19 protein-coding genes are annotated in these 16,986 nt (G+C 67.2%); 8 read left to right on the forward strand and 11 right to left on the reverse strand.

The features are described from left to right. Positions 1 to 37: 37 nt before the first annotated feature. Complete coding sequence (locus ACYJSS_RS22305) at positions 38 to 1,807, reverse strand: S8/S53 family peptidase (protein ID WP_111260646.1); 1,770 nt, start codon at positions 1,805 to 1,807, stop codon at positions 38 to 40. Positions 1,808 to 1,960: 153 nt separating this feature from the next. Between ACYJSS_RS22305 and ACYJSS_RS22310 the strand changes: the two genes are divergently transcribed. Continuing rightward, positions 1,961 to 2,359: a transcriptional regulator gene (locus ACYJSS_RS22310; protein WP_111260647.1), complete on the forward strand. Its 399-nt coding sequence runs from the start codon at positions 1,961 to 1,963 to the stop codon at positions 2,357 to 2,359. 99 nt (positions 2,360 to 2,458) lie between these two features. Here the strand turns inward: ACYJSS_RS22310 and ACYJSS_RS22315 are convergent, their stop codons facing one another. Beyond that, positions 2,459 to 2,767 (reverse strand): hypothetical protein, encoded by a 309-nt coding sequence (locus ACYJSS_RS22315; RefSeq protein WP_111260648.1) that lies wholly within the window; start codon positions 2,765 to 2,767, stop codon positions 2,459 to 2,461. A 205-nt stretch (positions 2,768 to 2,972) separates the two neighbouring features. Between ACYJSS_RS22315 and ACYJSS_RS22320 the strand changes: the two genes are divergently transcribed. Then, positions 2,973 to 4,262: a phospholipase gene (locus ACYJSS_RS22320; protein WP_459480601.1), complete on the forward strand. Its 1,290-nt coding sequence runs from the start codon at positions 2,973 to 2,975 to the stop codon at positions 4,260 to 4,262. A gap of 3 nt (positions 4,263 to 4,265) precedes the next feature. Here ACYJSS_RS22320 and ACYJSS_RS22325 read toward each other — a convergent pair whose 3' ends face one another. Further along, positions 4,266 to 5,372, reverse strand: coding sequence for a DUF2855 family protein (locus ACYJSS_RS22325; protein ID WP_111260650.1), 1,107 nt, complete (start codon positions 5,370 to 5,372; stop codon positions 4,266 to 4,268). 90 nt (positions 5,373 to 5,462) lie between these two features. On the opposite strand from ACYJSS_RS22325, the gene ACYJSS_RS22330 reads away from it, so the two are divergent. Both ACYJSS_RS22330 and ACYJSS_RS22335 read left to right on the forward strand, forming a co-directional pair. After that, on the forward strand, positions 5,463 to 6,095 hold the full coding sequence (locus tag ACYJSS_RS22330; RefSeq protein ID WP_236205410.1) for a TetR/AcrR family transcriptional regulator: 633 nt from the start codon (positions 5,463 to 5,465) through the stop codon (positions 6,093 to 6,095). Between the two features lie 123 nt (positions 6,096 to 6,218). Then, positions 6,219 to 6,842: a hypothetical protein gene (locus ACYJSS_RS22335; protein WP_111260651.1), complete on the forward strand. Its 624-nt coding sequence runs from the start codon at positions 6,219 to 6,221 to the stop codon at positions 6,840 to 6,842. A gap of 3 nt (positions 6,843 to 6,845) precedes the next feature. On the opposite strand, the gene ACYJSS_RS22340 is transcribed toward ACYJSS_RS22335, so the two are convergent. Beyond that, positions 6,846 to 7,562 carry an rRNA pseudouridine synthase gene (locus ACYJSS_RS22340; protein ID WP_111260652.1) on the reverse strand — a complete coding sequence of 239 codons (717 nt, stop codon included), beginning with the start codon at positions 7,560 to 7,562 and terminating at the stop codon, positions 6,846 to 6,848. Between the two features lie 130 nt (positions 7,563 to 7,692). Then, a complete protein-coding gene (locus ACYJSS_RS22345) occupies positions 7,693 to 10,017 on the reverse strand; it encodes an LTA synthase family protein (RefSeq protein WP_236205409.1) in 2,325 nt (774 codons plus the stop codon). A gap of 256 nt (positions 10,018 to 10,273) precedes the next feature. Here ACYJSS_RS22345 and ACYJSS_RS22350 point away from each other — a divergent pair, with 256 nt between their 5' ends. After that, positions 10,274 to 11,113, forward strand: coding sequence for a CvfB family protein (locus ACYJSS_RS22350; RefSeq protein ID WP_236205408.1), 840 nt, complete (start codon positions 10,274 to 10,276; stop codon positions 11,111 to 11,113). A gap of 190 nt (positions 11,114 to 11,303) precedes the next feature. Next, positions 11,304 to 11,573: a DUF3509 domain-containing protein gene (locus ACYJSS_RS22355; protein ID WP_111260655.1), complete on the forward strand. Its 270-nt coding sequence runs from the start codon at positions 11,304 to 11,306 to the stop codon at positions 11,571 to 11,573. 174 nt (positions 11,574 to 11,747) lie between these two features. Here the strand turns inward: ACYJSS_RS22355 and ACYJSS_RS22360 are convergent, their stop codons facing one another. The 3 genes from ACYJSS_RS22360 to ACYJSS_RS22370 form a co-directional block, all read right to left on the reverse strand. Then, the gene (locus ACYJSS_RS22360; protein ID WP_111260656.1) at positions 11,748 to 12,071 is read right to left on the reverse strand and encodes a hypothetical protein; all 324 of its coding nucleotides are present in this window, start codon (positions 12,069 to 12,071) and stop codon (positions 11,748 to 11,750) included. Positions 12,072 to 12,346: 275 nt separating this feature from the next. Continuing rightward, a complete protein-coding gene (locus ACYJSS_RS22365; RefSeq protein ID WP_236205407.1) occupies positions 12,347 to 12,799 on the reverse strand; it encodes a DUF4124 domain-containing protein in 453 nt (150 codons plus the stop codon). Between the two features lie 77 nt (positions 12,800 to 12,876). Further along, positions 12,877 to 13,812: a DMT family transporter gene (locus tag ACYJSS_RS22370; RefSeq protein WP_236205406.1), complete on the reverse strand. Its 936-nt coding sequence runs from the start codon at positions 13,810 to 13,812 to the stop codon at positions 12,877 to 12,879. A gap of 122 nt (positions 13,813 to 13,934) precedes the next feature. Here ACYJSS_RS22370 and ACYJSS_RS22375 point away from each other — a divergent pair, with 122 nt between their 5' ends. Further along, entirely contained in the window at positions 13,935 to 14,849 is a 915-nt protein-coding gene (locus ACYJSS_RS22375) for a LysR substrate-binding domain-containing protein (protein ID WP_111260659.1), read from the forward strand. Positions 14,850 to 14,860: 11 nt separating this feature from the next. Here the strand turns inward: ACYJSS_RS22375 and ACYJSS_RS22380 are convergent, their stop codons facing one another. The 3 genes from ACYJSS_RS22380 to ACYJSS_RS22390 form a co-directional block, all read right to left on the reverse strand. Continuing rightward, positions 14,861 to 15,415, reverse strand: a complete 555-nt coding sequence (locus ACYJSS_RS22380) for a magnesium transporter (RefSeq protein ID WP_111260660.1) — start codon at positions 15,413 to 15,415, stop codon at positions 14,861 to 14,863. Between the two features lie 226 nt (positions 15,416 to 15,641). Then, a complete protein-coding gene (locus ACYJSS_RS22385; protein ID WP_178083039.1) occupies positions 15,642 to 15,818 on the reverse strand; it encodes a hypothetical protein in 177 nt (58 codons plus the stop codon). A gap of 100 nt (positions 15,819 to 15,918) precedes the next feature. Continuing rightward, on the reverse strand, positions 15,919 to 16,128 hold the full coding sequence (locus tag ACYJSS_RS22390; protein ID WP_021216916.1) for a cold-shock protein: 210 nt from the start codon (positions 16,126 to 16,128) through the stop codon (positions 15,919 to 15,921). Positions 16,129 to 16,424: 296 nt separating this feature from the next. On the opposite strand from ACYJSS_RS22390, the gene def reads away from it, so the two are divergent. Then, positions 16,425 to 16,964: a peptide deformylase gene (gene def, locus ACYJSS_RS22395; RefSeq protein WP_111264848.1), complete on the forward strand. Its 540-nt coding sequence runs from the start codon at positions 16,425 to 16,427 to the stop codon at positions 16,962 to 16,964. The last annotated feature ends 22 nt before the right edge of the window (positions 16,965 to 16,986 follow it).

Genomic DNA, 16,986 nt, shown 5'->3' on the forward strand with positions numbered 1-16,986 from the left:
TAGGGTGGAGCGCCTGCGCGCGGCAAAAGTTCAGGCTTCAGCGCACCCGGTCGCGGCTCTGCACGGCCAGATCCAGGGCCTTCTGCATGTCCAGCCGAGCCGAGCGGCCCACGTCCTTGTCGTTCAACTGGTAGTTGCGCTCCGACGGCAGGATGGGCGCGGTGAGGTCTTCGGCATCCATCGGCTCGAAGTCGTAGTCGCCGCCGATGGTCATGGCGCTGCGGCGTAGCAGCATGCGCACCTGCTCGGGCTGCAGGCGCGGGTTGATCGAGAGCATGGCGGCGACGATGCCGGTGACCAGCGGTGTGGCGTAGGAGGTGCCGCAGTGCACCTCGCCCGTCTCGTCTGCGCGGCGGGTCGAGGCGCGGGCGCAGGCGGCGGCGGTGATGTCCACGCGCATGTCGATGTTCGAGGAGTCGCGCTTGACCACGTAGGCGGGGTCGTCGACGCCCACGTCATCGCGCTCGTTACGCTGGTGCCCGCCCACCACCAGCAACTGGTCGGTGATGAAGGAGGAGGGCAGGCGGTATTCGTCGGTGCCGGAGAAGGAGGCGCCGTTGCCGGCGGAGTTGATCACCAGCACGTCCGGATGTTCCTTGCGCAGCCAGAGGAAGAACTCTTCCAGCAGTTCCTCGTAGCCGCTCATGGCGATGCCCGAGCGCACCAGGGAATCGACTTCGTCGCCCTCGACGTTCTTCGCCCCGACGCGGTGGATGCCCCAGCTCCAGTTGAGGACGCGAACGCCGTCTTCCACCAGGTTCACCGAGGCGGCGACGTTGGCGGTGATACCGGCGTCCGAATTGCGCTCGACTATCACCTCGAAGCCATTGCTGGCCTTGTCCAGCCCGCGCAGGAAACCGGTGTTGCCGCCCTGGTCCCAGCGCGCGGCGAGGATGCCGGCCACGGTGGAGCCATGGTTGTCGGGCTCGTCCGCGTCGCGGGCGTAGAGGCAGGTGCGCGGCAGCCCGCCCTTGCAGCCGCCGAGGTAGTCGGCGAAGTCGGGGGCGTCGAAGTCGACGTTGCGCTCGATCACGCCGATGCGCAGCGGGCGGGTGTCCACCGGCGACTGGCGGGCGGGAATGCGGCGCTGGTAGTAGTTCACCGCGTCCATGAAGCGATTGGCGGCCCACTCGTCCGAGTCCTTGCCGGGCTTCTCCGGCTCCTTGCGCGCTGCTTCGGCTTCCTCGCCCTTTTCCGGAGCCGATTCCTCCACCACCACGGCATCGACGCTGGTCTCGCTGCCGATGCGCAGGATCAGCGCGTCACGCTCGGTGAGGTTCTTCACCGGCAGGCGCAACTGGTAGGTGTTCAGCGGCGGGATGGCGCCCACGACCTGGGCGCCGTACTTGCCGGCCAGGCGCTCGGCTTCCTTGCGGCCGTCGTGGCTTTCCTCGATCAGCAGGCTGATGAGGTCGACGTAGGTGGTCAGCCCGTCCATGTTCTTCGCCACCTCGTCCGGGCGCGCGGGCAGCACATGGCTGTCCCCCCGCGACAGCCACACGGGATTGCTGGCGCGCGGGCCGTCCTGCAGCCAGAGCGGCCCGCTGTCGTGACCCTGTTCAAGGCGCAGCTTCAGGCCGCTCGCACTGCGGGCCACCGCGCCTGGCGGCAGCGGCTTGCCGTCCAGCAACAGTTGCGGCATGGCCTCGCCCAGGCCCCTGACCTTGAGGCACCAGTCCTGCTGCTGACGTTCGAGCAGGTCGCCGCAGCGCTGCAGGCCTTCGAGGCGCAGCGGTTCGTCGGCGCTGGCGAAGGGGCTGGCCAGGGCAAGGAGCAGGGCGGTGAGCGGGTAGCGGTGCAGCGGCATCGGGCGGGCCTCCGTGGCGGTTGTCCTGCTGTTCCGACTGCCCGGCTGCGCTTTTCGTTCAGGCCGACCGTTCGCCCTTCAGGTCGAACCCGGGGCGAGCCGGGGCAGTCGGACTTCACAGGACCCCCTCTTCCCCACGCCTGGAGTGACGCCATGAAAAGCTACGACTGGGAACTAATCGAGCTGCTGCTGCACAAGGTGCAGGAATCGGCCAACGTCAGCTTCGCCCCGCGCGAATACGCCGCCGAACTGGCCGAGCGCCGCCAGGCGGCCGGGCAGCCGGTGGGTGGCACACTGGACCACCTGAAGATGCTCGCGGCGGACTACGAGCGCTTCCTGCTGGAGGGGGGCTATATCGACCATCGACCGGAAAGCGCCGGTGGCAACGGCGAGAACTTCGTCCTGACAGAGCGCGGCAGCCGCCTGCAGGAGCTGATCAACAGCAGCCTGCCGGCCAACCTGCAGTTCCGCGAGCTGCTGGACGAGCAGGGCGAAGCGGCGCTGACGCCCGAGGTGTTCGACGAGTTGGCGGCGAGGGCCGCGCGGGCGTGATTGCGCCGGCGGCGCTGGGCGACCGGGCCCCGGGCTGTCGGGGGCGTCGGGCCTCGCTGCGCTCGGCGCCAACCTACCGGCCTCTGCCTGCCGATCGCATCAATAGTTCGGCGGGGTTTCCGGCAGCACTTCCGGGTCGGGGATGAAGGGCATGGCCCAGGGGGCGAGGTTGCGGCCCTGGTGCACGAGGTCCATCCGTGCCTGCTCCAGTACGCCCGCCAGGCGCACCGGATTGGCGTACTGGGTGCTGCGGATGTGGCCGATATCGAGGACCTTCTGCCCATGCAGGTCCGTCACCGTCAGGCTGAAGCTGTCGTCCTCCTCGTGGGCCAGGGCCTTGCAGCCGTATGGCAGGAAGGCTTCGGTGGCCAGGCGCATGGCGTTGTCCAGGCTGATTGGCGTGGTCATGGCAGTCTCCCGCTGCAGTGCGTTGAGTAAGGTGGACCACGCGGGAGGGGTAGACGGTTCCAGCGGGGTGACGAACTGCAGGCGGCCGATTTGGTGAGTCGCCTGTCCTGCCTGGACAGTGCCCAGTGCGCCCGCGGATTGTTACCCTTCGATGACAAGCGCCGCAGTAGACGGCGCCCCTGTCCACGGAGCCTCGATGAAACGCCTGCTGCTCGCCCTGTCCTGCCTGATCGCCTGCGCCCCCACCACGTTGCTGGCCTGGTCCAACCACTCCCTCGGCACCTGGCTGGCGCTGGCCGACCTCGAGGAGCTTCGCCAGGCGGAGCCTGTGCAGGTGGAGTCGCTGGAGGCGTTCCTCGCCGCCGAGGGCGTGGCGCTGGAGCAGTTGCTGGATGAGCAGGAAGCCTTCGCGCGGGAGAATTTTCCCGATTACCCGGCCCGGCCCGATGACCTGCGCTGGCTGCCCGGCTCCACGGGCGATCGACGCCGTGCGTTCCTCATGGCGCTGCGGGTGAACCCGGAGATCCGCCTGGCCAGCTTCGTCCAGGCCCTGCCGGGGCTGCAGCTGCCGGACCATCGCTTCCTGCCCGCCGAGCAGGTGCTGGTGTTCCGCAAGCTCAACCTGTGGAACGAGTGGCGCTTCATCGCCCTCTCGCCCGGCGAACGCATCGGCCCGCTGGCGGTGCTGGCCAGCGCGGCGGACGAGCCGGACTACGGCCACGACATCAACCTGTTCAGTGACAACCCGGGGGAAGTGGGCGCGCGCTATGGCTTCGGCACCCAGCCCTTCGGCGACGCGCGCTTCGAATACTCTTCCCAGGCGCCGTTCCATATCGGCTACTACCACGAGTCGGCGCTGATCTACCGCGCCGCGCCCTTCCTCGCCCGCACCTACCCGGAGATGCGCGTGCAGCAGTACCTGGGCCTGGCGCGCTTCGCCTTCGAGAGCGGCCACGATTACTGGGGCTATCGCTTCCTCGGCTGGGCGCTGCATTACGTCCAGGACCTGACCCAGCCCTACCATTCCAAGGCACTGCCGGGGGAGACCACCGCGACGCTGATGTGGACGGCGATCAAGGCCGCCCTGGGCGATACGGCCGACAAGGAAGCGGCCATCGAGCGCGTCGCCACCCGCCACACCGAAGTGGAGAAATACCAGGCCGACTGGCTGCGCCGCCTGCTGCGCGAGGGCAGCAACGACAGCCCGCTGCTGGCTGCCTACCGCGACCGCTCGGTGGAGGGCGACTACCCGCCCTTCGACCTGGGCTACCTGCGCAATGTGGTGTCCCTGGAGGCCTATGAGGCTGCCGATGGTTTCGACGAGCGTATCGGCGCCTGGCTGGCCAAGGGGCAGCCGGGGGCGGACTTCAGCCAGGGCAACCAGCTCAAGCCGCCGGCCAGCGCCCCCGAGCTGGATGCGGTGCTGGTGCAGCTGATCCGGCATTTCTCCGGGCACAGCCGCAACCTGGTGCGCACCACCCTGCGCAATCCCTGAGCCCTAGAGGCGCACCACATGCCCTTCGTCCGCGGCCACCCGGCCGTGGAACAAGTCTGCGATCAAGCGTTGCGCCGTCGCCATGCCGGCGCCCTCGACCACGCGCAGTGCGGGTGACGAGCCGGCGGTGACCTGTCGGTAGAAGTCCAGCAGCCCGTCGCCGATGTAGGCGCTCACCCGCTCCGGGCCCCATTCGGCGTTGCGCTTGCGGATCTGTACCGGCGCGAAGAAGAACGACGGCGTCGGCCCCACCGGGCAGTCCAGGGCGTTGGCCTCCGGCGTCTGCGCGGAGCCGGCGAAGCAGCTGTGCACCAGGGCGGCGCCGAAATGGCGATGGACCCGTTCGCGCAGCGCCAGGTCGCCGGAAAAGTCCACGTAGAGCGTCGGCTGGGCGTTGTCCAGGGCCTCCAGCTGCGCATAGTCGCGGCTCTCGTCGTAACAGCCCAGGCCCTCGACGAAGGTGCGGTTGCGCGGCGAGGTCAGCGCCACCCGGCGAATGTCCGGCCGCTGGCGGGCCAGGCAGCTGGCGGTGCCATAGGCGGTCTTGCTGGAGGCGCTGGAGATGATCAGCTGGGTTGCGCCGAACAGCGCGTTGTCGTCGAGGAAGTCCGCGAGCATCGCCGATGTGAGGAACAGCGGCTTGAGGAGGATCTGCAACGCCTCGTTCTCCGCCTGGTAGTACGGGTCCCAGCTGCAGCGGGTGTACTGGTTGTAAGCGGAGGTCAGGCTGCGCCGGTGCCCGGCGCCGTCATAGAAACCACGTGGGCTGACCCGTTCGGGCTGCATGCGCAGGTGGCTGGCGATGGGGTAGTAACCGTAGAAGCGTTCGCCGCGCTCTATGCCCTGCACGTTCGAGTCCACCACATCGGCGAAACCCCAGACCGGCATGTGCCCCCAGCCTTGGACGCCGGTGGGGAAGAAATTCCAGTACTGCATGGAGTCGCCGAAGGCGGCGTAGGTGATGTTGTTGGTGGTCAGGGCGCAGAGGTCGATGCGCAGCACCAGCTCGCCTTCGCCGGCGCGCAGGTCGTCCGCGACCTGGTCGATACGGGTTTCGTCGAGGGCATCCTTGCGGGTGAGGAGGCGTGTTATGTTTTCCGGGCTGTTCATTTCAGGCTCCATGCTTCGGTGTCGAAAAGGGGTGTGGATACGCTATCAACGCCCCGCTCCAGGCGGGTTCGGATTCGGAAACCAGCTCCAGTGGAACCCACCAGGCCCCGTAACAAGCCGCTCAAGCGCCCCACCCAGGCCCGTGCCCGCTTCACCGTGGAGGCCATTTACGATGCCTTTGTTCGGATTTGGCGCCAGCGCGGCTGGGAGGGCCTGACCACCCGAGCGGTGGCCCTGGAGACCGGTGTCGCCGTCGGCACGCTCTACGACTATTTCCCCAACAAGGAAGCCTTGCTCTCGGGCTATGTGCGCCACCATGTGGAGCTGTTGCTGCAGCGCCTGGACCGCGAGGTGGTGCTGGCCACCGGGCTCGACTGGCAGACCCGCGTGCGGCGCCTGGTGCGCCTCAGCTGCGGCCAGGCGGAGGAGCTGCACCGGCCCTTCTTCGACGCCGCCCTGTTGCTGCTGGAGGATCGCATCGCCGAGCCCAAGCACCACCAGAGGGTGTTCGAGGAGGTGTCCGGCAAGTGGCGCGAGGCGATCGCCGCCTGCGCCGACCTGCCGCGCCAGCCCTCCGCCGAGACTGTCGATGCTATTTTCACCGCACTCTGGGGCGGCCGTCGCTACAGCCTCACGGCTGGTTTCGACGGCGCCCGGGTCGAGGCCTGGCTGCAACAGATGGAGATGCTCTGTTGCATTCGCCTGGCCCACGTCGAGAGCTGAGCGGCGGCCCCAGGCGCTGGCCCCTGGTTTGTCGGTGGAAGGCCCGGCAGGCGGTATCGCCACGGCCGTCGAACCCCGCGCCGAGCCAAGCGGTCACAGCTGGGGACGACCGAGGAGAGCGGGATGCGGATCAAGCTGATCGAGGGGCTGCAATGGGACATGGCGCCGGGTGGCTCCGGCGGCCTGTGCAACACGCGTGGCGAGAAGGTTCACTTGCGCCAGGGCGATATGGACGGCGCTTGCGGCCCCTACTGCCTGGTCATGGCGATGCTGGCGCGCAACCAGTTGAGCCGGCGCCAGGCCAAGGGGCTGGAGCGGGTGGATTCCCGTACCCGCTACGGGCGCCTGATGGAGGCGTTGAACCGCCACGAGACCCTGGTGCGCGTGGGGACCACCGGGCATGACCTGCTGGCGCTGCTGCAGGAGGTGAACGACAAGGAGCACCGGGTGGTGACCGGCAGCGGGGTGGAGATGGTGCGCCAGGCGCGGGCGCATATCGAACGGGACTTCCCGGTGCTGCTGGGCTTCCATGGCCACAAGGGCAGCGACATCCGCCACTGGTGCCTGGCCATCGGCATGAGCGATGACGCCTTCTTCCTGCTCGACCCGGCCCACGAACTGCAGCCCGGGCTGGGCTGGAACGCGGTGCTCACCAGCCAGGCCCACGGCTCGCGCTTCGGCTACCGCTACATCAACGTCAAGGGCACCTGGGCGGTGACGCTCAAGGAGATGCTGGCGCTGCTCTGAGGCTCAGAACTTCTCGTTCTGGTTCAGGTAGCGCCAATGGCCCGGCTGCAGCTTGGCCATGGCCACGCCACCGATGCGGATGCGCTTCATCGATACCACCTTCAGCCCCACCGCTTCGCACATGTGGCGGATCTGCCCCGGCTGGGAGCCCTTGAGGGCGAAGCGCAGGCGGGTTTCGTTCTGCCAGCTGACCTTCATCGGCGGCAGTGCCTGGCCCTTGTAGCTGAGGCCATGGCACAGGCGCTTGAGGCCGTGCTCGATGATCTGCCCGGTGACTTCGACGATGAACTCTTCCTCCACCTTGTTGGCGTGGTCGAGGCGGCGGGTCACGCCCCAGTTCTGGGTGAAGACCATCAGGCCGCTGGCGTCGGTCTCCAGCGGGGTCAGCAGGTTCTGCCGGATGAAGTGTTTCTTCAGCGGGCGCATGCCGGGCTGGTCGGGGCTGAGGTTGTCCGCCACCAGCAGTTGCAGCACCGAGTTGGCGCCCATGCCGATGCCGTAGCCGGCGGGCTTGTTGAGCAGCAGGGTGACCGGCTCCACCGTGGCGGCCACGGCATTGGGCAGCAGCACGACCTGTTCGTCGAGCACCTTGAACTGCGGCTCCTCGACCACCTGGCCGTTCACCGTCACCCAGCCGTTCTCGATATACAGCTCGGCTTCGCGACGGGAGCAGGGCACGAGTTCGGCGAGGCGTTTGGACAGGCGCACGGGTTCGGACATGACGGGGTACCGGAAGAAGGGCGGCCATTGTAACCGCGCAAGCGCCTTGGCGGCGCACCGATGCAGGCGGGCTGCCGAAAGGCATCGGGCCGGAAGAGTCCGGCCCGATGAGGTGCTGCGGGGAGGGCGATCAGTGCACGCGTATTTCCACTTCCTGGGGCACTTCGAGCGTCTCCAGGTCGTTCTCGATGGCGCTCTCGGTGCTTTCCGGCTGGTTGGCGAACAGCCCCAGCAGGCGCGACATCGGGTGATGGGGCTTGGCGCCTTCGGCGAGCTGGGCGCCGCCTTCCACAGCTTGCACCGGTTCGGGCAGCATCTCGGTGACCACCTTGAAGTCGGTGATCTGGATGGTGCCGCGCCCGGCCGCCAGCAGGTGGAAGGAAAACGCCTTGCGCGCCTGCGGGTTGTCGAAGGCGAAGGTGATGGACACCGGCTTGCCCTTCTTCAGCACGGGCAGCTCGGGGATGGGCAGGGCCACGTCGCGCTCGAACTCCTTGGTCTTGAGCTGCAGCTGCGCGCCCTGGCGGTCCATCTGCAGCACGTTGATGCCCAGGCGTACCGTGGTCCGGCTGTTCTTCGGCAGTTCCATGTACTGGGCGCCGATCAGGTTGTCGGCCCAGTCGTCACGGGCCTTTTCCTTGAGGCGGATGCGCTCGCGGGTGGCGAACTGGTATTCCTGGCCGAGGGTGCCGCCCAGCAGCGACTGGTCGAGCAGCGCGGCGCGCTGGCTGACCAGGCGTGCCTGCTTGCCGCTGAAGCGCCCGAGGAAGCGCGCCTCGTCGGCGATGAAGCCTTCGCTGCGGTAGCGCCGGCAGACCTGCTGGAAGTCGCACTCGGTGAAGGTCTCGTGGCCATCGTGCTGGCGCAGCATGCCGTTGGTGTAGGACATCATCTCGCGGCCGCTCTCGTAGTCGCGGAACAGCGAGCGGCCGGAGAGGTTCTGCGGCACCTCGTAGCCGAAGTAGTCGAGGATCGAGGCGGTCAGGTCGACGTGGCCGTACACGCCGCTCTTGATCGGCGGCAGCGAGGCCTGTTCCGGGGCCAGGACCAGGTTGAAGCCCCAGGCGGAGGCGAGGCGGACCTTGTCGATGCCATGGGATTCGTCCGAGGTGATGATCACCAGGGTGTCCTTGAGCACGCCCTGCTTTTCCAGGCCGGCGAGGAAGGCGTCGACGGCGTCGTCGAGGTAGGCGATGGCGGCCTTCTTGGCATCCGGGTAACGCGCCAGGTACTCCTCGGGAGCCGAGTAGGGCTGGTGGGTGCCGACGGTGAGCAGGGTGAGCATCCAGGGCTTCTTCTGCTGGCGGATCTGCTTCACGTAGCCCAGCGCGCCTTCGAAGAAGGCCTTGTCGTCCATGCCCCAGGGGAATTCCAGGTAGGCCTTGTTGCGGAACCAGTCACGGCCGAGGGTCTTGTCGAAGCCCATCTGCGGCATGATCTTGTCCTTGGCCATGAAGCGCAGCCCGGCGCCCTGCAGGAAATGGGTGGCGAACCCGTGCTGGTGCAGTTGGGCGGGCAGGCAGTCCTTGGCCCGCGAGGGGTTGTTGAGCAACTCCAGGCCCTTGGGCGTGCCGGAGTCGAGCTTGCTGTAGTCGCCGCAGAGCATCGAGTACAGGCCGCGGATGGTCTGGTGGCTGTGCAGCACGTAGTCCGGGGTGGTCATCGCGCGCTCGGCCCACTGGCTGAGGCGCGGCATCAGCGATTCCTGGTAGCGGCTGTTGATCGCCGCGCGGTTGGCGGCGATGTAGGCGCCGGGGATGCCTTCCAGGGTGATCACCAGCACGTTGCGCGCGCGGCCGGGCTCGGCCAGCAGCGAGGTGCCGGAGAGGTCGAGGCGGGCGAGGCCGGCGATGTCCGGCGGGGTTTCCGGCTGATCGCCGTCGAGCCAGTCCTCCACCGCCAGCTGGCCGCTGTTGAGGGCGCCGGCCAGCAGCTTGTGCGGCAGGTTGAACTGCTGCCACTGCTCGGCTTCGCTCGGGTGCAGGTACTGGATGCCGGCGTGGGCGGCCAGCAGGGCGACGGGCAGCGCCAGCCAGGCGCGCGCCGGGCGCTGCGTGGGGCGGCGCCAGAGCAGGGCACAGGCCAGCAGGGCGATGGCGAGCGCGATCGCCAGCCAGGGGTAGGTGAGGCCGCCGCCCTGGGTCGAGTGGCCGACGAATTGCGGGTCCATCAGGTACTTGAGGTCGCTGGGCTCGGGCATGCGACCGACGGCACCGACCAGTTCGGCGGTGCCGAGGGTGATCAGGCTGGAGGCGACCATCACCGGCAGGGCCAGCCACAGCGGGCGGCGGTACAGCAGTGCGATCAGCAGCGAGCCGATGGCCAGGTCCGACAGGTAGCCGAAGCCGTCGCTCCAGCCCAGCCACCAGCGGCCGGCGAGCGGGATGATCAGGAACAGGACGCCAAGGGACAAAAGGTGGAGCGACGAAGACAGCCAACGGCTGGAAGGGCGCACAGGAACTCCTGAGATCAGGCAGCGAGAATCCACGGGGGTGATGGACAGAAAAATGGGCGATGGTCGATCGCGGACATGATTCTGAAACATCGTTGTGCTTACGACCAGTAGACAATCCGTCGCGAGGCGAATTCTGTGCGCCAGGGTGTTTCCGCAGCGAGGCGACGGAAGGCGGCAAAGCGGGCGCGGACGGCGTGCATGGCCCGGTGGCGCGGCGGCCTGTAGAATGCCGGACTTGTTCATTGAGGTAAGCAAGATGGCTCTGATCGGGCGATTCAACTCCCTGCCGGTGGTGAAGCACACCGAATTCGGCCTGTACCTGGACGGCGACCAGGATGGCGAGATCCTCCTGCCCAAGCGCTACATCCCCAAGGACCAGGGCACCGAGATCGGCGACTGGCTCAACGTCTTCGTCTACCTGGACAGCGAGGACCGCCTGATCGCGACCACGCAGAAGCCCAAGGTGCAGGTCGGCGGTTTCGCCAGCCTCAAGGTGGTGGAGATCAACCGCATCGGCCTGTTCCTCGACTGGGGCCTGCCCAAGGACCTGCTGCTGCCGCATTCGGAAGAGAAACGCCCGTTGCAGGTGGGCGACTATTGCGTGGTGCACGTCTACCTGGATCGCCGCACCCGCCGCATCACCGCCACCGCACGCCTGGATCGCTACCTCGACACCACGCCGGCGCGCTACAGCGTCGGCCAGGAGGTCGAGCTGCTGGTGGCCGACGAGACCGACATGGGTTTCAAGGCCATCATCAACGACCGCCACTGGGGCCTCATCCATCGCAACGAGATCTTCAAGTTCCTGCGCAGCGGCATGCGCGAGAAGGGCTTCATCCGCGAGGTGCGCGCAGACGGCAAGATCGCCCTGAGCCTGCAGCCGGTGGGCGAGAAGCTGGCCAGCGGCCTCAACGAACAGATCCTGCAGAAGCTCCGCGAGGCGGGCGGTGCCCTGGACGTCAGTGACAAGAGCCCGCCGGAGGTGATCTCGCGGCTGTTCGGCGTCAGCAAGGGCAACTTCAAGAAGGCCATCGGCGGCCTCTACAAGCAGGGCCTGATCCGCATCCATGACGACCGGATCGAGCTGGTCGGCTGAGCCCCTCTCCTGGCGTTATGCATTGCATTTTGCCCGGTCGAAAACCGTTCGATCGGGCAAAATGCACGGAATCCGCGTCCTGATAAATTTTCAACCCATTGATTTATCTGGGGTTTTCGTTGTCAGAGAACTGGCACGACAGCTGCAATGAAACCCCTCAGGATAAAAAAGCTCATTGGGAGTGAATGATATGGGTCTCGACATCAAGAAGTTGGCCAAGGCCTTTCCGGATTATGAGTTCAGCGCCCAGCTGCGCCCCGACGGCGGTTATGTGGTGGCGCTGGAGAAGGACGGCATCCGTTTCCAGCGGGTGGTCCCTGCGCTGAAGGTCGCCGAGCAACTGGAGTGGACCATCAGCACCATCAAGCGCGACATGGCGCTGGAGCTGGGTGAAGTGCCGCCGGTGGAGTCGCTGAAGAACCTGCACAAGACGCCGCTGCCGCGTTACTTCAACGCCTGATTTCCCGCCGCGCGAAAACGGCCATCAGCTTTGGTTGGTGGCCGTTTTTTTGTGCCTGCGGTTTCTCCAGGAGGGAATGGAGGCGTCGGGATGCAGGGGCGACTTCAGTCGCCCACGGCGCGCAGCGCCGCTATCGCACGGAAGCGCTCACTGGCTAACGGCCTTCCCGTTCCATCAGGTCTCGACGCCCTGGACCGGCGGCATCATCTGCTCGTCCTCTCCGGGTTCGCGCTTGTCGGCCTGCTGCGGCGGCTGCTCCTGCTCCTGCTCCGGTTGCGGCTTGCCGAGCCAGTCCTTGGCGGATTTCTGGGCATCGTCCACCTGCTTGTTGACCTGCTCCACCGCTTCGCTGATGGCTTCGCGGGCGACGTTCTCGGCGGCTTGCTGGGCCTTGTCGGCGAGTTTGTTGGCTGATTCTTCGGCGAGGTCGCAGCCACCCAGGGCAAGCATCAGGACGCTGCCCAGGGCGAAGGACATCAAGCGGGAGGCGGGTTTCATCGGGGTACTACTCCGTGGTGGCCGGGCCAGTCGAGCGTGGCCCCTGGACGTGCGGCATGATCGAACAGGACGGCGCGCGGTGGAACGCCCCGGCGCGGGGAAACTGTATGCGGAGATGACAGGCCGCAGGGAAGGGGAACAGCCTCGGGCCCCCAGCGGCGACTGTATTGGGCCCGAGGCTTGAGGCCGTCGGTCAGCCGGCCTCGTACTCACTGACTGGCGGGCGGTGGGGAAGGTTCCCGAGTGCCGCCGATCAGCCGCCCTGTGGTGACCTTTCAGCGGGGGTTGGTCTTGTTCTGCTCCTGCAGCTGGCGGATCTGCTGCTCCATCTGCTGCATGCGCTTGCGGTCGTAGTCGCGGTCATAGCTCTCGCGCTTTTCCCGCTCGGCCCTCTCGCGCATCTCGCTGACCCGCGCGTCGCGGCTCTGGCTGGCGCTGTCCTGGATCACGGTGACGCGCGAGCCTCGGGCCGGTGGTTCGTCCGCGCGTTCTTCATCCCGGCGCTGCGGCTGCTCGGCGGCGCCCTGCGTCTCGATGCGGGGCAGGGGCAGCGGAGGCGGCGCCACGCCGGAGGGCGGCGCGGGTTCGATGATGCGCGTGGACTGGCCTTCGCTGGCCGGGCAGGGCACGGCGGAGTAGCTGGTGGTGCCGTCGTTGCCGACGCATTTGAAGACCTGGGCCTGTGCCAGGACCGGCAGCAGGCAGAGGCCGAGCAGGGCGGATCTCAAAGTGCTTCCCTCACTTCGTTCAAAACGGCCGACAGGCTAGCAGTCGGGCCGTTCGCGCGAAAGTGCGCCGCTGTCGCTCAAGTGCCGGCGTCCGCCGTCCTGCGCCGGGCCAGGCGATCACGCAGCAGCTCGGCGCCGCTGACCAGCAGCAGGCCGGCCAGCACCAGCAGCGCGCCCAACATGAAGGGGGTGGTCAGCGGCTCGCCCAGCACCAGCACGCCGAAGCCGACGCCGAACAGCGGCGTCATGAATGACAGCATCGACAGGCGCGAAGCGAGGTAGCGGCGCAGCAGCCAGAACCAGGCGACGTAGCTGAACAGCGCCACCACCACCACCTGGAAACCGAGGCTGAGCAGGGCCCGGTCGCTCAGGTGCAGCTGCGTCTTGCCGGTGGCGAAGGCCACGGCGAGCAACAGCACCACGGCCCCGGCGAGCTGGTAGAAAAGGGTCTTCACCGGCGCCGCTTCGGACAGCGAGGAACCCCGGATCAGCACGGTGGTGGCGCCCCAGGCGATGGCGGCGATCACGCCCATGGCGTCACCCAGCAACGTGGCGCCGGCGTCGTTCCCCGGGTTGCCGAGGAAGGCGAGGGCGATGCCGCCGAAGGCCACCAGCACGCCCAGCCATTGCAGGGACGACAGGCGCTCCTCCGGCAGGATCAGGTGCAGGCCGAGGGCGGCGAAGATGGGGGCGGTGTAGAGGAATACGCCGATGTGGGAGGCGGTGCTGCGCACCAGGCCTTCGGAGATGAAGAGGAATTCCAGGGCGAACAGCAGTCCCACGCCCAGGCCCGGCAGCAGCGTGCCGTCGCTGAAGGCACCGCGGCCCTCGCGGCACAGGGTGATGATGCCCAGCACCAGGGCTGCGACACCGGAGCGGATCGCCAGCTGCAAGATCGCGGAGACGTCGTCGTCCACCAGCTTGATCGACACCTGCTGGAACCCCCAGATCAGGCACAGCACCAGCATCAGGCTGCAGGCGAAGAGATCCAGGGGCAGGCGGCGGGCTTTCATCATCGGTCTCGCAGGGCAGGGGCCGCAGACTCGCGGCCAAGGCGGGCAGGATCGCGTCACGCCACCTTGCATTCAAACGATGTTTTGTCATCATGCTTTGACTTCAACTCAAAGCAGACCCCATGCGCACGCCTTCGCTCATCGCCCTGCGCGCCTTCGAGGTGGCGGCCCGCTGCCGCAACTTCACCGAGGCCGCCCAGGAGCTCTCGGTCACCCCCGGCGCGGTCAGCCGGCAGATCCGCCTGCTCGAAGAGGAGCTGGGCGTCAGCCTGTTCGACCGCACGCGCAATACCGTGGCCCTCAACGACAACGGCCGGCGCCTGGCCGCCACCGTCTCCCAGGCCTTCGAGCTGCTGGTCCGTGGGGCCGATGAGCTGCGCGGCGAACGCGAGGGGCCGGTGCACATCAGCTGCGCGCCTTCCATCGCCTCCCACTGGCTGATGAAGCGGCTCAACCAGTTCTCCGCCGCCAACCCGGACATCACCCTGAGCCTGGAGGCCACCGAGGAGCTGGTGGACCTGGAGCGCGGCGAGGCCAGCCTGGCGATCCGCTTCGTTACTGCCGGCACCCGCCTGCCCTCCAGCGAGCTGCTGTTCCGCGAGGACTTCTTCCCGGTGTGCAGCCCGGCCTACCTGGAACAGCATCCCCTGCGCCAACCCGAGGATCTTGTGGGGGCGCGGCTGATCCATGCCACCTGGAAGAGCGCCGCCCGCCTGAGCATTCCCAGCTGGGGCGACTGGTTCGACAGCAACGTCGGCCCCGGCGTGGACGCCTCGGCGGGCATGCGCTTCGGGCTGATCGGCCATGCCATCCAGGGTGCGGTCGCCGGCCAGGGGTTCGCCCTGGGCTCCACCGCGCTGGCAGGCGACGACGTCGCCCAGGGGCGGCTGGTGCTGCCCTTCGGGCCTGACCATCGCATCGCCACCCCTTGGGAATACCGCCTGGCCTGGAGTCGCAAGGCCGCGCCCGGCGAGCGCCTACGCCGACTGATCGACTGGCTGGTGGCGGAAGCCCGGAGCAGTGCGGCGGGCATCTGAGCGCGGCGTCTTCAGATCATCTTGCGCAGGCGGTGCAGCCGGTGCTGGACGGCAATCGCCCAATCCGGCGGGGCGCTGCCGGTTCCCGCCATCCGCAGCATCGGGTGATGGCTGACCACCTGTTGCAGCACGGCTTCCTGGGTGGGTTTCACATCGACGAAGAACACGTGCTTGCCCTCGTGCAGGCGCTGCTCGAAGCGCTTGAACACGGCGCTGGGTGTCTGCATGCCGAACAGGCTGCCTTCCCAGATGCTGAAACCCAGCAGGGCGGCGGCGAGGAACAGGAAGGGGATCCAGCCGGCGCGGGTCTCGGTCCAGCCGCTGGCCCAGGCGACGCAGACCACCAGCGCCGCGAGGGCCAGGCCGATCAGGCTGCCGACCAGCCCGGAATGGACCACGTCCTTCTTCATCAGGGAGGAGACATCGTGGAGGTGGTGGCGCTCGACGTCGGCATCGCGTTCGCTGAGCACGTGGATCTGCTCGGTGTCGATGCCGTTGGCCTCGAGTTCGGTCTCGACCTTTTCCAGGTCGTTGAGGTTGTCGCTGATGTAGTAGTGGCGGTTCATGGCAAACCTCCGGTTTCGCGGTGGATCGGCCCCCTGGTTGGCTGACGGTCCCTGTGGTGCTGATGGTCAGTCTAATACTGCGGGCAGGAGCGGGAGGCGCCGCCGCCGGGCGGTTGCGCGAGGTGAAGCGGGCGGAAGGGGGGAGGCAGCGGGGAGGGTATGGCGCGGTGTCGAAGCTGCGCCCGGCGAATGAGCGGGCTCACTCGCCAGGGGGCGCGGAAGGGCGTTACTTGCCGATACGGATGTGGCGGCTCGGCGCGCCTTGGCCACTGACGCCCTTGGCGATCTTCTGGATTTCACCACCGGACTTCAGGAAGGCAGCGACCTGCTCGGCGATCGACTCGCTGGTCTCGACGGCGGGCGGGGCCTTGGGCTTGCTGCTGTGGGAGTTCTTGATACGCATGGGGGCTCCTTTTCAAGGACAGTGCCGCAGGGCTCGGCGGTGAAGAAAATACCCTGAAAAAAAAACCGGCCCGAAGGCCGGTTTCCTTGTACGGCAGTGATCAGATCACTTGTACTTCGTCGGCTTGCATGCCCTTCTGGCCTTGCACGGCGATGAAGGAAACCTTCTGGCCTTCCTTCAGGCTTTTGAAGCCGGCGCTCTGGATGGAGCGGTAGTGAACGAACAGGTCCGGGCCGTTATCGGTGGTGATGAAGCCGAAGCCTTTTTCATCGTTGAACCACTTGACGGTGCCAGTTTGACGATCAGCCATTTTGAAACTCCTTGAACAAAGTTGACACGGCGTTGGAACTTTCCAGGCCGGACTGAGCGCAAAGAGTGGATAAATCGAAGGTTGAAACCGTGGATCGATTTACGGTGACACATGCAGCACAGTGCGCAACACCATACCCGTCCTCGCGGGGATTGCCTACAGTTTTATTCGCATCTCGCCAAAAGGCTTTCGCCGGCTGCCGTCCCGCTTGCCCGTCGCGTTGCGCTGGAACCTTGCAAAGCCGCGTGGTTGCTGGCTTCATCCGCTCCTTTCAACGGCCCTGCGGAGAGTGACCGATGATCCGAGAAATCCTCAGGATGGGGGATCCGCGCCTGCTGCGCATCGCCCCTCCGGTGCCTGCCGAACTCGTTGGCAGCGATGAATTGCGGCGCCTGATCGCCGACATGTTCGAGACCATGGAGCATGTCGGCGGCGTCGGCCTGGCCGCACCGCAGATCGGCGTCGACCTGCAACTGGTGATCTTCGGCTTCGAGCGCAGCGAGCGCTATCCCGACGCACCGCCGGTGCCGCCCACCATTCTCCTGAACCCGGTCATCACGCCCCTGGGCGAGGCGCTGGAGGAGGGGTGGGAAGGCTGCCTCTCGGTGCCCGGCCTGCGTGGGGTGGTGAACCGCCACCGGGCGATCCGCTACCAGGGCCTCGACCCCGAGGGCAGGCCGATCGACCGCAGCGTCGAGGGTTTCCATGCGCGGGTGGTGCAGCACGAATGCGATCACCTGATCGGCCGCCTGTATCCCTCGCGCATCACCGATTTCTCCAGGTTCGGCTTCACCGAGGTGCTGTTCCCTGGCCTCGACCCCGCCGCCGACGACTGAGCGCTCCCGACCTTCGTCGGGA

Source organism: Pseudomonas sp. No.21, assembly GCF_054558415.1.

Excerpts from the sequence above, each read along its gene's own strand:
- ACYJSS_RS22310 (WP_111260647.1), top strand. The coding sequence starts at position 1,961 with ATGAAAAGCTACGACTGGGAACTAATCGAGCTGCTGCTGCACAAGGTG.
- ACYJSS_RS22340 (WP_111260652.1), bottom strand. The coding sequence starts at position 7,562 with ATGTCCGAACCCGTGCGCCTGTCCAAACGCCTCGCCGAACTCGTGCCC.
- ACYJSS_RS22350 (WP_236205408.1), top strand. The coding sequence starts at position 10,274 with ATGGCTCTGATCGGGCGATTCAACTCCCTGCCGGTGGTGAAGCACACC.
- ACYJSS_RS22315 (WP_111260648.1), bottom strand. The coding sequence starts at position 2,767 with ATGACCACGCCAATCAGCCTGGACAACGCCATGCGCCTGGCCACCGAA.
- ACYJSS_RS22305 (WP_111260646.1), bottom strand. The coding sequence starts at position 1,807 with ATGCCGCTGCACCGCTACCCGCTCACCGCCCTGCTCCTTGCCCTGGCC.
- ACYJSS_RS22370 (WP_236205406.1), bottom strand. The coding sequence starts at position 13,812 with ATGAAAGCCCGCCGCCTGCCCCTGGATCTCTTCGCCTGCAGCCTGATG.
- def (WP_111264848.1), top strand. The coding sequence starts at position 16,425 with ATGATCCGAGAAATCCTCAGGATGGGGGATCCGCGCCTGCTGCGCATC.
- ACYJSS_RS22385 (WP_178083039.1), bottom strand. The coding sequence starts at position 15,818 with ATGCGTATCAAGAACTCCCACAGCAGCAAGCCCAAGGCCCCGCCCGCC.
- ACYJSS_RS22360 (WP_111260656.1), bottom strand. The coding sequence starts at position 12,071 with ATGAAACCCGCCTCCCGCTTGATGTCCTTCGCCCTGGGCAGCGTCCTG.
- ACYJSS_RS22380 (WP_111260660.1), bottom strand. The coding sequence starts at position 15,415 with ATGAACCGCCACTACTACATCAGCGACAACCTCAACGACCTGGAAAAG.
- ACYJSS_RS22390 (WP_021216916.1), bottom strand. The coding sequence starts at position 16,128 with ATGGCTGATCGTCAAACTGGCACCGTCAAGTGGTTCAACGATGAAAAA.
- ACYJSS_RS22325 (WP_111260650.1), bottom strand. The coding sequence starts at position 5,372 with ATGAACAGCCCGGAAAACATAACACGCCTCCTCACCCGCAAGGATGCC.
- ACYJSS_RS22355 (WP_111260655.1), top strand. The coding sequence starts at position 11,304 with ATGGGTCTCGACATCAAGAAGTTGGCCAAGGCCTTTCCGGATTATGAG.
- ACYJSS_RS22375 (WP_111260659.1), top strand. The coding sequence starts at position 13,935 with ATGCGCACGCCTTCGCTCATCGCCCTGCGCGCCTTCGAGGTGGCGGCC.
- ACYJSS_RS22335 (WP_111260651.1), top strand. The coding sequence starts at position 6,219 with ATGCGGATCAAGCTGATCGAGGGGCTGCAATGGGACATGGCGCCGGGT.